Annotated in this window: 10 protein-coding genes; 1 reads left to right on the forward strand and 9 read right to left on the reverse strand. The window is 69.7% G+C overall.

Annotation, left to right across the window (positions count from 1 at the left end; all coding sequences use genetic code 11):
- From P3W75_RS25700 to P3W75_RS25730, 7 genes are all read right to left on the reverse strand, one after another.
- The coding region (locus tag P3W75_RS25700) for an ABC transporter ATP-binding protein (RefSeq protein WP_276230139.1) at positions 1-1,634 on the reverse strand (1,634 nt) is incomplete at its 3' end.
- A complete protein-coding gene (locus P3W75_RS25705) occupies positions 1,624-2,523 on the reverse strand; it encodes an ABC transporter permease (RefSeq protein ID WP_276230140.1) in 900 nt (299 codons plus the stop codon). The genes P3W75_RS25700 and P3W75_RS25705, both read right to left, overlap by 11 nt.
- Entirely contained in the window at positions 2,520-3,479 is a 960-nt protein-coding gene (locus P3W75_RS25710) for an ABC transporter permease (protein WP_276230141.1), read from the reverse strand. The genes P3W75_RS25705 and P3W75_RS25710 overlap by 4 nt, the downstream gene beginning before the upstream one ends.
- 23 nt (positions 3,480-3,502) lie before the next feature.
- Positions 3,503-5,110 carry an ABC transporter substrate-binding protein gene (locus tag P3W75_RS25715; protein WP_276230142.1) on the reverse strand — a complete coding sequence of 536 codons (1,608 nt, stop codon included), beginning with the start codon at positions 5,108-5,110 and terminating at the stop codon, positions 3,503-3,505.
- A 97-nt stretch (positions 5,111-5,207) separates the two neighbouring features.
- Complete coding sequence (locus P3W75_RS25720; protein WP_276230143.1) at positions 5,208-6,701, reverse strand: aldehyde dehydrogenase family protein; 1,494 nt, start codon at positions 6,699-6,701, stop codon at positions 5,208-5,210.
- On the reverse strand, positions 6,698-7,807 hold the full coding sequence (locus tag P3W75_RS25725) for a mandelate racemase/muconate lactonizing enzyme family protein (RefSeq protein ID WP_276230144.1): 1,110 nt from the start codon (positions 7,805-7,807) through the stop codon (positions 6,698-6,700). The genes P3W75_RS25720 and P3W75_RS25725 overlap by 4 nt, the downstream gene beginning before the upstream one ends.
- Positions 7,804-9,441, reverse strand: coding sequence for a GMC family oxidoreductase (locus P3W75_RS25730; protein WP_276230145.1), 1,638 nt, complete (start codon positions 9,439-9,441; stop codon positions 7,804-7,806). Before P3W75_RS25730 ends, P3W75_RS25725 begins: the two co-directional genes overlap by 4 nt.
- A 136-nt stretch (positions 9,442-9,577) precedes the next feature.
- On the opposite strand from P3W75_RS25730, the gene P3W75_RS25735 reads away from it, so the two are divergent.
- Entirely contained in the window at positions 9,578-10,468 is an 891-nt protein-coding gene (locus P3W75_RS25735) for a LysR substrate-binding domain-containing protein (protein WP_276230146.1), read from the forward strand.
- Positions 10,469-10,474: 6 nt separating this feature from the next.
- On the opposite strand, the gene P3W75_RS25740 is transcribed toward P3W75_RS25735, so the two are convergent.
- Together P3W75_RS25740 and P3W75_RS25745 are read right to left on the reverse strand one after the other, a co-directional pair.
- Entirely contained in the window at positions 10,475-12,064 is a 1,590-nt protein-coding gene (locus P3W75_RS25740; RefSeq protein WP_276230147.1) for an alanine/glycine:cation symporter family protein, read from the reverse strand.
- Positions 12,065-12,170: 106 nt separating this feature from the next.
- Positions 12,171-13,526: an OmpA family protein gene (locus P3W75_RS25745; RefSeq protein ID WP_276230148.1), complete on the reverse strand. Its 1,356-nt coding sequence runs from the start codon at positions 13,524-13,526 to the stop codon at positions 12,171-12,173.
- Between the last annotated feature and the right edge of the window lie 167 nt (positions 13,527-13,693).

The following is a 13,693-nucleotide window of genomic DNA, read 5'->3' on the forward strand; positions in this document are numbered from 1 at the left end:
TACCCCACGTCGCGCCCGGCCAGCTGGCGATCCAGCCAGTCCGGGTCCATCTCCGGCACCGAGGCCAGCAAGCGCGCCGTGTATTCGTGGTGTGGCGGCGCGAACACCGCATCGCGCGGACCCTGCTCGACGATGCGCCCCTGGTGCATCACCACTACCTGATCGGCCACGCTGCGCACCGTGGCCAGGTCGTGGGTGATGAACAGGTAAGCCAGGCCCATGTCGCGCTGCAGGCGCTCCAGCAATTGCAGGATGCCCTTGGCCACCACCTGGTCGAGGGCCGAAGTCACCTCGTCGCAGATGATCAGCCGCGGCTCGGCGGCCAGCGCGCGGGCGATGCAGATGCGCTGCTTCTGCCCGCCGGACAGCTCACCGGGCAGGCGGTCCAGGTACTGCGCCGGGGGCAGCTCGATCTGCTCCAGCAGCTCGCACAGCCGCGCGTCGCGCGCCTCGCCCCTCAGCCCCAGGTAGAAACCGAGGGCCCGGCCGAGGATCTCGCGCACCCGCTGGCGCGGGTTCAGCGCGGTGTCCGGCATCTGGTAGACCATCTGGATGTGGCGCAGGGTCTCGCGGCTGCGCTGGCGATAGTCCGGCGCCAGGCGCTCGCCCTGGAAGCGCAGCTCGCCCCGGCTGGCCGGCAGCAGGCCGGTGAGCACGCGGGCCAGGGTCGACTTGCCCGAACCGGACTCGCCGACCACCGCCACCGTGCTGCCGCGCGGCACCACCAGGTCGATGCCCTGCAGCACCTTGAGCGGCCCGTAGCCGGCGTCGACCCCGGCCAGGCTCACCACCGGCGTCTCGCTCGACGGCGCGCGCGGCTCGTGGCGCAGCGAACGTACCGACCACAGGGTGCGGGTGTACTCCTGCTGCGGCGCGGCGAGCATGCGCCGGGTCGGCGCCTCCTCCACCGCCTGGCCATGGCGCAGCACCAGGATGCGGTCGGCCATCTGCGCCACCACCGCCAGGTCGTGGGTGATGTAGATGGCCGCGGTGCCGAACTGGCGCACCAGCTCGCGGATGGTCGCCAGCACTTCCAGCTGGGTGGTCACGTCCAGCGCCGTGGTCGGTTCGTCGAAGACGATCAGGTCCGGCCGGCAGGCCATCGCCATGGCGGTCATGGCCCGCTGCAGCTGGCCGCCGGAAACCTGGTGCGGGTAGCGCAGGCCGATGCTTTCCGGCTCCGGCAGGCGCATGCGTCCGTACATCTGCACGGCGTCCCGGCGCGCCTGTTCGACGCTCGCCACGCGGTGCAGGCGCGGCCCCTCGACGTACTGGTCGAGCAGGCGCTGCGCCGGGTTGAAGGACGCCGCCGCCGACTGCGCGACATAAGCCAGGCGCGAGCCCCAGAGGTGGCGCTTGCGCGCCTCGGGCAGGCGCGCCAGGTCCTGGCCGTCGAACGCCACGCTGCCGGCGCTGATCCGGCAACCCGGGCGCTCGTAGCCCATGGCCGCCAGGCCCAGGGTCGACTTGCCGGCGCCGGACTCGCCGATCAGCCCGAGGACTTCGCCGCGATGCAGGTCCAGGTCGATGCCCTTGACGATCTCCTGCCAGCCCTCGTCGCCCTGCGCCTCGATGCGCAGCCCACGGATGCGCAGCAGCGGCGCCGCGTCTCGCTGTTCTCGTTCAATGCTCATCGCGCAGTCCACTCGTCAGGTGCAGGAACCAGTCCACCACGAAGTTCACCCCGATGGTCAGCAAGGCGATAGCTGCCGCCGGCAGCAGCGGGGTGGCGTCGCCGTAGGTAATCAGCGTGGCGTTGTCGCGCACCATCGAGCCCCAGTCGGCGGTGGGCGGCTGGATGCCCAGGCCGAGGAAGCTCAGCGCGCTGATGAACAGGAAGGTGAAGCAGAAGCGCAGGCCGAACTCGGCCACCAGCGGCGGCAGGATGTTCGGCAGCACCTCACGGAACATGATCCAGGCCGTGCCTTCGCCGCGCAGGCGCGCCGCCTCGACGAAGTCCAGGGCCACCACGCCGCTGGCCACCGCGCGGGTCAGGCGGAACACCCGGGTGGAGTCGAGCACGGCGATGATGGCGATCAGCATGGGGATGCTGGTGCCGAAGAAAGTCAGCAGCAGGAGCGCGAAGATCAGCTGCGGGATGGCCATCAGCACATCCACCAGGCGCGACAGCAGCTGGTCGGTCCAGCCGCCGCGCACCGCCGCGAGCAGGCCGGCGACGCCGCCCAGGACGAACGCCAGGCAGGTTGCCAGCAGCACGATGCCGAGGGTGTTGCGGCCGCCGTAGAGCAAGCGCGTGAGCATGTCGCGGCCGAGGTTGTCGGTGCCCAGCAGGAAGCTGGCGCCCCAGGGCTCGAACTCGCTGCCGACGATCTGCGATTCGCCGTAGGGCGCGAGCCAGGGCGCGAAGAGCGCCGCCAGGCCGAACGCCACTATCACCAGCAGGCCGAAGCGGGCGCTCCAGGGCGCCTTGCGCAGGCCGTGCCAGAGACGCCGGCAGAGGCCGGAGCGGCGCCGCGCGGGCAGAGTGCGCGAGGCTTCCAGGGTCAGGCTCGAATCGCTCATCGTGGGTGCCTCAGGCGCGGGTTGCTGAGCACCGACAGCAGGTCGGCGGTGAGGTTGAGCAGGATGTAGGTGGCGGCGAACACCAGGCTGCAGGCCTGCACCACCGGCAGGTCGCGTTTCTTCACCGAGTCGACCATCAACTGGCCCATGCCCGGGTAGACGAACACCGCCTCGACCACCACCACGCCCACCACCAGGTAGGCCAGGTTGATCACCACCACGTTGATGATCGGCGCCCAGGCGTTGGGCAGCGCGTGGCGCAGGATCACCCGCCAGCGCGGAACGCCCTTGAGCCGGGCCATCTCGATGTAGGGGCTGGCCAGCAGGTTGATCAGCGCGGCGCGGGTCATGCGCATCATGTGCGCCACCACCACCAGGGTCAGGGTCAGCGCCGGCAGGGCCATCTGCAACAGCCGCTCGGACAGCGGCTGCGCGGGGTCGACGCTGGCCAGGCTGGGCAGCCAGCCGGCCTTCACCGAGAACGCCAGGATCAGCAGGTAGGCGAGGAAGAACTCCGGGAAGGAAATGAAGCTCAGGGTCAGCACGTTGATGCAGCGGTCGAACACCCCGTTGCGCCAGATCGCCGCCAGGAAGCCCAGGCCCAGCGCCAGCGGCACCGCCACCACGGCGGCCAGCGCCGCCAGCCAGAGGGTGTTCGGCAGGCGCACGGAGAGCAGCTCGGCGATCGCCCGGCCGTTGGCCAGGGACTGGCCGAAATCGCCATGCAGCAGCGCCGCCAACCAGTGGAAGTAACGCAGGTAGAGCGGCTGATCGAGCCCCAGGGACTCGCGCAGAGCCGCCACCGCCTGGGGCGTGGCCGACTGGCCGAGGATCTCGGTGGCGATGTCCCCCGGCAGGAAGGACACGCCCAGGAGGATGATCAGCGACACCGCCAGCAGGCTCAGGCCGCCGAGGGCCAGGCGTTGCAGGAGCATCTTGGTCAGGGTCTGTTGCATCGCGAGCTACCTCCGCGGCGACGTCAGGCGAACCACCAGCGTTCGGCGGCGCGCAGGCCGTCCAGGTCCCAGTTGTTGCCCAGCTTGTCGTGGCCGATCTGGGTGGAGATACCGTCGACGTAGTTGGCGAACAGCGGGATCAGCGCGCCGCCTTCGTCGCGCAGCAGGCCCTGCATCTCGCCGTACATCTGCCTGCGCTTGGCCTCGTCCAGTTCCGAGCGCGCGCCGAGCAGCAGCTGGTTGAAGCGCGGGTTGTCCCAGAAGGTCTCGTTCCAGCTGGCGCCCTTGCCGTAGACCAGGGAGAAGGCCCAGTCCTCGGTGGGCTTGCCGCCCCAGTAGTCCATGCACCAAGGCTTCTTCATCCATACGTTCTTCCAGTAGCCGTCGTTGGGCTCGCGCACCACGTTGACCTCGATACCGGCCTTGGCCGCGTGCTCCCTGACCAGCACGGCGGTGTCCACCGCGCCGGCGAAGGCGGCGTCGGCGGCGCTGAGATCGACCTTGAGGCTGCTCAGGCCGGCCTGCTTGAGGTAGAAGCGGGCCTTGTCCGGGTCGTACTCGCGCTGCGGCAGGTCGGCGGCGAAGAAGCGGTAGCCGGGGCTGATCGGGTGGTCGTTGGCCACCTCGCCGTGGCCACGCAAAATGGTCTGCAGCAGGGCCTTGCGGTCCACCGCGTGCTTCAGCGCCAGGCGCACGTTGTTGTCGCGGAACAGCTCGGCGCGGGTGTCCATCGGCAGGCTGTAGTGCTGGCCGCCCTTGATCGAGGAAATCTCCAGCCGGGGGTTGCGCTTGAGCAGGTGCAGGGTCTTCAGGTCGCAGCCGTTCATGGCATGAATCTCGCCGGTGTTCAGCGCGTTGGTGCGCGCGCCGACGTCGGCGATGACCAGGAACTCCACCGAGTCGAACCAGCCGCGGTCGCGCTTCCAATAGTTCGGGTTGCGCTTGACCACGGTCTTCACTCCCGGGTCGAAGCTCTCGCGGATGTAGGCGCCGCAGCCGACGCCGGAGGTCGCGTCGACCTTGCCATCCTGCGAGGGCATCACCGGCAGGTGGTAGTCGGAGACCAGGTAGGGGAAGTCGGCGTTGCCGCCGTTGAGGGTGACGACCACGGTGTCCTTGCCGTCGGCGCGGATGTCCGCGATGGGGGCCAGGATGCTGCTGGCGGCGGACTTCGAGTCAGGCCCGCGATGGTGGTTGAGCGAGGCCACCACGTCGGCGGCTTCCAGGCTCTTGCCGTTGTGGAAGGTCACGCCCTGGCGCAGCTTGAAGGTCCACACCCGCGCGTCCGGCGAGGGTTCCCAGCTCTCGGCCAGCTCACCGACCAGCTCGCCGCTGTTGCTCACCTCGGTGAGGAAGTTGTGCACCGAGTGGCCGACCGACTGCATGTAGTTGTCGCCGTAGGTGCCGGGATCGAAGGAGTCGGTGGTCGAGCCGCTGGCGATGCCCAGCTTGAAGTGCCCGCCGCGCTTGGGCGCCGCCAGCGGCGTGCCGTCGGCGGCGAGGACGCGGCCGGCGTAGCTGCCGGCCAGGGCGGCGGAAGCGCCGACGGCGAGCATGCCGAACATGAATCCGCGGCGGTCGATGCGACCCTGGCGCAGTTGCTCCAGGAGCTTGTCGATGTCTTTGCTCATGAGGTTCCCCGTTATTGGAAGTCTTATCAGGTGGTGTCTCAGAACAGCGGCGCGCAGCCTCGCCGCGCGCCGGTACGCTGGTGCTCTCCCTCGCCGCTCAGAGGCGCGCGGTCACCGCCTTGACGCTGCAGTAGGCGCGCAGTCCCTCCAGTCCCTTTTCCCGGCCGAAGCCGGAGAGTCGGTTGCCGCCGAAGGGGGTTTCCACCCCGCCGGCGAAGTATTCGTTGATGTAGACCTGGCCGGCGACCAGATCGCGGGCCAAGCCTAAGGCCTTGCGCACATCCTGGGTATAGAGGCCCGCGGCCAGCCCGAAGGGCGTGGCGTTGGCCAGTTCCAGGGCCTGCTCGGGCGAGTCGGCGACCTGCACCGCCAGCACCGGGCCGAAGATTTCCTCCTGCACCAGGCGGTCGTCCGGCGCCAGGTCGTCCACCAGGGTCGGCTGGAAGAACCAGCCGGCGCCGCCGTGCGGATCGCCGACCACCGATCCGCCGGCCAGCACGCGACAGCCACGGGCGTTGGCGTCGTCGACGAAGGCGTGGATCTTCAGCAACTGCTCCATCGAGGTGATCGCGCCCACCTGCGGATTGCGCAGGCCGTGGCCCAGGCGCAACTGCCCGGCGCGTTCGGCCAGGCGCTCGACGAAGCGCGCATGGATCGAGCGCTCGATCACCAGCCGCGAACCGGCCGAGCAGATCTGCCCGGCGTTGGAATAGATGGCCCAGAGCACGTCTTCCAGGGTGGCCTCGAAGTCGCAGTCGGCGAGCACCACGGCCGGCGACTTGCCGCCCAGCTCCAGGGTCACGCTGGTAACGTTGCGCGCCGCCGCCTGCATCACCCGGCAGCCGGTGGCCACCGAGCCGGTGAAGGTCACGTGGCGCACCTTCGGGTGCGCTACCAGTGGCGCGCCAGCCTCCGCGCCGGTGCCGTTGAGCACGTTGCACACCCCCGCCGGCAGGCCCGCACGGTGCAGGATCTCGGCCAGCAGCAAGGCGCTCAGCGGGGTCTGCTCGGCGGCCTTGAGCACCGCCGTGCAGCCAGCCGCCAGGGCCGGCGCCAGGCTGCGCGCGGCGGTGGAGATCGGGTAGTTCCAGGGCACCACGTGGGCGGTCACCCCGACCGGCTCCAGGCAGGTGTAGGACACGTAGTCCGGCCCCAGCGGGATGCTCTCGCCCTGCAGCTTGTCGGCCGCCCCGGCGTAGTACTCGAACAGCCGCGCGGCGCTGCGCACGTCGGCCTGGGCCTCGGCCAGGGCCTTGCCGTTGTCCAGGGTCTCGATCACCGCCAGGCGCTCGGCGTTGGCGCGGATGCCCTCGGCGGCGCGCAGCAGGATGCGCCCGCGCTCGGCCGGCAGGCTGCGCCGCCATTCGCCACGCATGGCCGCGTCGGCGGCGCGCACGGCGAGTTCGACATCCTCGGCGTCGGCGGCGGCGACCCGGGCGAAGGGCTGGCCAAGGCCGGGGTCGAAGGTTTCCAGTTCGCTGCCATTGACCGAGGCGCGCCAGGCGCCGTCGATGAAGTGCCGCGACGGTAGCCCGGCCAGGGTGCCGCTGGCGAAGTATTCCTCGACCAGGCGTTGGGTCAGCTCGCTCATGCCGGCACCTCGCTGACCTGGTAGCGCGACTTCTCCAGCCACTGCGGGGCGATCTCCACGCCCCAGCCGGGCGCGTCGGAAACCCACAGGCGACCGTCCTCGATGCGGTACGGCGACTCCACGAACAGGCCGTCCTGCCAGGGGTAGTAGTCCGGTCCCTCGATGGAGAATTCCAGGTACTTGCCGGCGTTGGGCAGGGCCTTGAGGAAGTGCATAGTGAACAGCGTCACCAGCGACAGGTTGGCGCTGTGCGGGGTGCACGGCAGGCCGGCGTCGGCGGCCATGCGCGCGACGCGCAGCGAACGGCAGATGCCGCCGAGGTAGAGCAGGTCGGGTTGCACCACGTCCACCGCGCGCATCTCGATCATCCGCTTCCAGGTGCCCAGGTCGCAGTCCTGCTCGCCGCCGGTGACGTCGAGATCCAGCGCGCGGGTGACCTCGCGGGTCTGCTCCAGCTCCCAGTACGGGCAGGGTTCCTCGAAGTGCTCGACGCCGTGCTGCTCCAGCATGCGCCCGACCTCGATGGCCCGCGCCGGCGAATAGCAGGAGTTGCCGTCCACCAGCAGCGCCACGTCCTCGCCCAGGGCGCGGCGCATACAGGGCACTATTTCCTCGGTGCGCCCCGGCCACTCGTCGCGGTCGTGGCCGCATTCGCTGCCGACGCGGAACTTGAAGGCGTCGAAGCCGAATTCGTCGCGCAGCCGCGCCAGGCGCGAGGCCTCGCCCTGCGGGGTGATGTCGCGGCGCATCGACGAGGCGTAGGCGCGCAACCAGCCGGACTGGCCACCGAGCAGCTCGACCACCGGCTTGCCTTCCAGCTTGCCGCGCAGGTCCCAGAGGGCGGTGTCCAGGCCGGCGATGGCGCGGCACAGGTAGCTGCCGGGAAACTTGTGCTCGCGCTCGGGGATCAGCCTCACCAGCGCCTCGATGTCCAGGGCGTCGGCGCCCAGCGCCCAGGGCGCCACCTGGCGGTGGAAGATTTCCGCGGTGATGTCCGCGTGGTAGGTGGACAGCTGCCCCCAGCCCACCGCGCCGCTGTCGCTGGTCACCCGGACGAAACCGACGAACCCGTTGCAGAACGTCTCCAGTCGCTTGATGCGCATCATGCCCCTACCTTTGCTTGGTGGTCCGCCAGGATCATGTCCGCGGCCTTCTGCGCGACCATGATGGTCGGCGCGTTGGTGTTGCCCGAGGTGATGCTCGGGAAGATCGACGCATCCACCACCCGCAGCCCCTGCAGGCCGTGCACCCGTAGCCGTGGATCGACCACCGCGTGGCGCGAGTCGGGCCCCATGGCGCAGGTGCCGACCGGGTGGAACACCGAGCCGCAGCGCAGGCGGAAGTCGTCGAGGATCTGCGCGTCGTCCATGCCGTCCAGGTCCGGGGCGATCGCCTCGCGCACCAACGCGCGCAGGGCCCGGGTGCGCATCAGACGCTGGATCAGGCGGCCGCCGGCGACCACCGCGGCAAGGTCCTCGGCGGTAGCCAGGTAGTTGGGCTCGATGCGCGGCGGCTGGCGCGGGTCGGCCGATTGGATGGCGATGCGCCCGCGGCTGCTCGGCCGGCATGGCTGGAAGGAGATGATGAAACCGGAGAACGGGTCCGGGTTCATCAGCGGCCGCTTGCCCTCGGGCGCGGTGGAATAGGTCACCGGGTTGAAATACAGCTGCATGTCCGGCGCGGCGCTGTCCGCGCACGCGCGCACGAAACCGCCGGACTGGTTGACGCTCACGCTCAGCGGGCCGCGCCGGGTCAGCACGTAGCGCAGGCCGGCGGCGAGCTTGCCATGCAGCGGGTGCAGCAGGTCGTTCAGAGTCGGCTCGTTGGAGCGGTAGAAGTAGTTGATGCCGAGGTGGTCCTGCAGCTGCGCGCCGACCATTTCCTGCTCCAGCACCGGGGCGATGCCCAGGTCGGCCAACAGCCGCGCCGGGCCGACGCCGGAGAGTTGCAGCAACTGCGGCGAATTCACCGCGCCGGCGCTGAGGATCACCTCGCGGCGGGCGCGGGCACTGAGCAGCTGACCGCCCTTCTCGAACTCCACGCCCACCGCGCGGCGTCCTTCGAACTGCACCTTGCGCACCAGCGCGTGGGTCAGCAAGCGCAGGTTGCGCCGTTGCAGCGCCGGGCGCAGGAATGCGTCGGCCGCCGAGCAGCGTACGCCGTTGCGCGTGTTGATCTGGTAGACCCCGACACCTTCCGGGTTCGGCCCGTTGAAGTCGTCGCTGTAGGGCAGCCCGGCTTCCTCGGCGGCGGCGAAGAAGTGCTGGCGCAGCGGATGCAGTTCGGCGCTGACGTCGGACACGTAGAGCGGGCCGCCGGCCGCGGCGCGGCCCTCGGCGTCCACCCGGCGCTCGGAACGGCGGAAGTACGGCTGCACGTCGTCCCAGCCCCAGCCGGCGTTGCCACGCTCGCGCCAGCCGTCGAAGTCCACCGGCAGTCCGCGGCAGTAGACCATGGCGTTGATCGAACTGGAGCCGCCGATCACCTTGCCGCGCGGCCAGTAGCTGCGCCGCGAGGCGGTGGCCCGGTCGGGTTCGGTCTGGTATTTCCAGTTGACCCGCTCGTCGAAGAAGGTGCGGCCGTAGCCGATCGGCATGCGAATCCAGAAACGCCGGTCGCTGCCGCCGGCCTCCAGGACCAGGACGCTGGCCTGGCCGTCGGCGGAGAGGCGGTCGGCGAGAACCGAACCGGCCGAGCCACTGCCGACGATGATGTAGTCGAACTCCCCCAACAGCGCCATCTGCCACGCTCCGTAGCCGGTTGTGGAGTGCGACCTTTCGCCGCCCCCTTGTGCGTGGTCAAGATTCCGGTAACCCTTCCTTCAATACAAACAACAAAAACCGCGCCTTTGGGGCGAAAAAACTTAAGGCTTGAACATGGGCTACCACCTCCCCCACCTGCCCTGGCTGCGCGCATTCGAAGCCGCCGCCCGGCACCTGAATTTCTCCGCAGCGGCCCACGAACTGCACCTCACCCCGGCGGCGATCAGCCAGCAGATCCGCGCCCTGGAGCACTACCTGGGGTTCCAGCTGTTCGAACGCCTGGCGCGCGGCGTGCGCCTCACCGACATGGGCAAGGCCTACCTGCCGTCGGTGCGCAAGGCCTTCGACGACCTGTCGATGTCCACCGTCGGGCTGTTCGGCAATCGCGGCGACCGCGCCCTCACCGTGCGCTCCACCGCCGCCTTCGCGGTGCTCTGGCTGGCGCCGCGCCTGCAGGGTTTCCTCGACGCCCAGCCGCACATCGAAGTGCGCCTGCTCGCCGACATCTGGGCCGACGCCCTGGGCGCCGACCAGAACGCCATCGACATCCGCTTCGGCGACGGCCAGTGGGAGGGCTTCGATGTCGAACGAATCCGCAAGGAAGGCTCCATCCCGCTGTGCAGCCCGCAGTGGCTGGACCGCGCCGCCTCGCCGGAAGCCCTGGCGCGCCTGGCCCAGGACAACCCGATCCACATCATGGGCTGCGAGGACCTCTGGAGCCGCTGGTTCCGCGCCGCCGGGCACAGCGACTTCCGCGCCGGCAAGGGCATCCAGGTGGACACTTCGCTCACCGCCCTGGAACTGGCCAGTGCCGGTTCCGGCTTCGCCCTGGTGCTGCGCAGCCTGGCCCAGCCGTACCTGGACAGTGGGCGCCTGGTGGCGGCCTTCCCCGGCGAGCTGCCGATCGACCAGGCGCACTACCTCCTGCTGCCGCGCGGCGGCAAGCCGCCGAGCCCGGAGGTGCTGCTGTTCCGCCAGTGGCTGCTGGCCACGGCCAACGCCTGAGACGCCTCAGGAAGGCTGCAGCGCGCGGCGCGTCCGGTCTTCCGCTTGCGCCTCGGAACCCGGCTGCCGCACCCAGTGCGACGTGCGCAGGCCGATGTCGGCGGACACGAAGGGCGCGCCGCCGGTGGCGCGGTAGTGCGCCAGCGCCTTGTACACCCAGGGCCCGCCCAGCAACAGGATCGGCACGTTGAGCAGCACCATCACGATGTTCGACAGGTCCGACAGGCTCCACAGGTTGCCCAGCTCCAGCCCGGCGAGCACGGTGAGCGTGCCGAAGGGCACGAATACCAGGGCGCCGAGCGCGCGCACGGCGAAGATGAAGCGCGGCGAGCGGGAGATGAAGTTGGCGGATATCTCGGCGAACGACAGCATGCCCAGCAGCGTGGTGAAGGCGAACAGGCCGTAGCACAGGCACATCAGCACCCGCACCGCGTCGGCCAACGCCGCCGGCACCAGGCTGTGCACCGAGCCCAGGTAGAGGTTGATCTTCGAGGCGCGCAGCGAATCCCAGGCGGCGCCGTCGGTGGCGCCGGTCCACAGGTGCGCCATGACCACGATGAAACCGGTCAGGGTGCAGATCACCATGGTGTCGAAGAACACCCCCAGGCTCTGCACGAAGCCCTGCTCGCAGGGGTGGCGGTTATCGGCCACGGCGGCGGCCATGGTGATGGTGCCCTGCCCTGCCTCGTTGGACATCAGCCCGCGCTTGACCCCCTGGGCCAGCGCCGTGCCCATCGCCCCGCCGAACAGCGCGTGGGGCGCGAAGGCGCCGACCAGCACCTCGTGGAAGAAATACGGAACCAGCGGCAGGTTGATCAGGATGATCAGCAGCGACAGGCCGCAGAACAGCGCCGCCTTGAGCGGCACCAGCACGTCGGCGTAGGCCGCCACCCGGCGGATGCCGCCGAAGCAGATGAAGGCGCAGGCAGCCACCAGGCACACGGCGATGCCGTAGTACAGCGGCGACTGCCGCGGCGCCGGCGCGCCGTTCAGGGTGTCGGCGATGGTGCCGATGGCGGTGAACACGTTGAAGGTCTGCGGCGGCACGTTGAACAGCGCGTAGGTGATGAACGCCAGCGACAGCAGGATGCCGATCCAGCGGCGGTCGCCGAGCACGCGACGGCCGTAGAACGGCAGGCCGCCGACGAACTCGGTGCCCTTCTGCTCCTTGAACAGCTGCGCCAGCACCGACTCGACGAAGGCCGTGGCCATGCCGAAGAACGCCGCCACCCACATCCAGAACAGCGCCCCCGGCCCGCCCACGGCGATGGCCCCGGTGATACCGACGATGTTGCCGGGCCCGGCGCGCATGGCCAGGCCGAGCATGAACGCGGTCAGCGCGCTGACCCCGCCGCGGCGCTCCTGCTGGCGCAGCATCAGCCCGACGATGCGCCGCGGGCTCGCGCCCTGGATGAAGCCGGTGCGCAAAGTGAAGTAGATACCCACGCCCACCAGCAGCAACACCGCGAAGGAAATCTGCCCGAGCAGCGGAATACCGTTGTAGAACGCGAACTGGGTCGGAAAGGCCCAGAAGAAGTCGGCCACCGGGCCGAGGAAAGCGAAGAACGCATTGATCGACTGCAACAGCGCCTGCATGGAGCCGCACTCCCGTCTGAATGGTTCCTTACCCTCGCCCCGCCCGGGCACGCGGACAATTGCCCGAAAGCGTGAGCGGGGTATGTCATACCCCGCCCACTACGGCTCACTGCAGCACGGTGAACTCGATGCGCCGATTGCGCGCCTTGCCTTCCTCGGTGGCGTTGTCGGCGACCGGACGGCTGCGCCCGTAGCCCTTGGCGAGCAGTTGCGCGGGGTCCACGCCCAGCTCCTGCAGGCGTGCCACCACCGCGTCGGCGCGCGCCTGGGAGACCTGCTGGTTGGTCCGCTCGTCGCCGCTGTCGTCGGTGTGCCCGCCCACTTCCACGCGGGTACCGGCCGGCGCATGGCGGATCGCCTCGGCGGCCTGCGCCAGCACCTCGTCGCTGTCGCGGCTGATGCTGTTGGAGTTAGTGTCGAAGGTGATCCCCAGCTGGTTCAGCGCGCCCACCAGCTGGCCCCCGGTAAAACCCGGCTTGAGCTCGGCCAGGGCGGCCAGGGCGCGGTTCCACAGCCCGAGGAACTCGAAGCCACCGAAGCTGGCGCGGAGCTTTTCCGAGATGTCGATGCGCTGCGAATCGGTCAGCGCGGTGCTGTCCACGCGGATGCGCTCGCCGTTGAAACCCAGCTTGAGGCCGTCGACCTTGAGCTGCGGCAGCAACGCGAGCAGGCCGTCGAGCCAGGCGGCTGGCGAGGTGCCACCCTTCACGCTGACGTCACCGCTGATGTTCTCGGCGCCGTAGGCGGCCTTCAGGCCCTCCAGCAGGCGGGCACGCTCGTCGATGCTGGCGAGCTGGCCATTGATGACGACCTTGCCGGCACGGTTGTCGAGCATCAGCCGCGGCAGCTCCTTGGCCACCTCCGCCGGCGCTTCGTTCTTGACCGGCGGGGCCGCCACCACCTCGGCAGGCTGATGATTGCCGATGCACTGGCGCAGCAGCAGCGAAGCCGCCACCAGCAACAACAGCAGCAGCAACCACCACCAGCGCCTGGCCCCGGACTTGCGGGCGGCAACGACCGGCGCCGACGCGCCGCGCAGGGTCGGCAGCAGCGCGCTGACACCGGCCATCGTGCCCAGCAGGCCGGCCGGTGCGGCGTCGATCAGGCTGCCGTTCGCGTTGAAGCCGGCGAACAGTTTCGGCAGCAGGCTGCCGATGGCCGCGGCGGGCTTGCCGGCCGGCAGATCGAGTACCCGTCCGATGGCGTCCAGCGTGCCGGAGCCCAGCACACGCTCGACCTGGGCGCCGTCCAGTTCCTGGCGGCTGTCGCCGCTGAGCCAGCCCTGCACCAGGCCGCCCAGGCCCTTATCGTGCAGGCGCTGCACGAAGCCGAGCACACCGCCCTGGCCCTCATCGAAGATCAGGTGGCCGAGAATACCGAGCAACTTGCCCGAAGCATCCGCACTCATGGCGAAGCGACGGGAAACTTCCTCGACAAGTTGCCCCACGAACTCGTTTTGCATGATCGAATAATCCACAGAAATACGGCTAGAACCCGTGCCCAGGCTTGCACCAGGCACGCTGTCGCCCCGCTCGCCGCCTTGCGCGGCGCCCTTGCGGAAGCCCGGCCATGACAGCAAAGGGCCCCCACCGCGACCTATAGGGACAATCCGAATCGCCGCTCCACGCG

This window comes from Pseudomonas citronellolis, from assembly GCF_029335315.1.
GTDB classification, from domain to species: Bacteria; Pseudomonadota; Gammaproteobacteria; order Pseudomonadales; family Pseudomonadaceae; genus Pseudomonas; species Pseudomonas citronellolis_A.

What these genes read in the sequence shown, in the direction of transcription:
- P3W75_RS25730 (WP_276230145.1), bottom strand. Translation starts at nt 9,441, where the DNA reads ATGGCGCTGTTGGGGGAGTTCGACTACATCATCGTCGGCAGTGGCTCG.
- P3W75_RS25725 (WP_276230144.1), bottom strand. Translation starts at nt 7,807, where the DNA reads ATGATGCGCATCAAGCGACTGGAGACGTTCTGCAACGGGTTCGTCGGT.
- P3W75_RS25710 (WP_276230141.1), bottom strand. Translation starts at nt 3,479, where the DNA reads ATGCAACAGACCCTGACCAAGATGCTCCTGCAACGCCTGGCCCTCGGC.
- P3W75_RS25745 (WP_276230148.1), bottom strand. Translation starts at nt 13,526, where the DNA reads ATGCAAAACGAGTTCGTGGGGCAACTTGTCGAGGAAGTTTCCCGTCGC.
- P3W75_RS25740 (WP_276230147.1), bottom strand. Translation starts at nt 12,064, where the DNA reads ATGCAGGCGCTGTTGCAGTCGATCAATGCGTTCTTCGCTTTCCTCGGC.
- P3W75_RS25715 (WP_276230142.1), bottom strand. Translation starts at nt 5,110, where the DNA reads ATGAGCAAAGACATCGACAAGCTCCTGGAGCAACTGCGCCAGGGTCGC.
- P3W75_RS25735 (WP_276230146.1), top strand. Translation starts at nt 9,578, where the DNA reads ATGGGCTACCACCTCCCCCACCTGCCCTGGCTGCGCGCATTCGAAGCC.
- P3W75_RS25705 (WP_276230140.1), bottom strand. Translation starts at nt 2,523, where the DNA reads ATGAGCGATTCGAGCCTGACCCTGGAAGCCTCGCGCACTCTGCCCGCG.
- P3W75_RS25720 (WP_276230143.1), bottom strand. Translation starts at nt 6,701, where the DNA reads ATGAGCGAGCTGACCCAACGCCTGGTCGAGGAATACTTCGCCAGCGGC.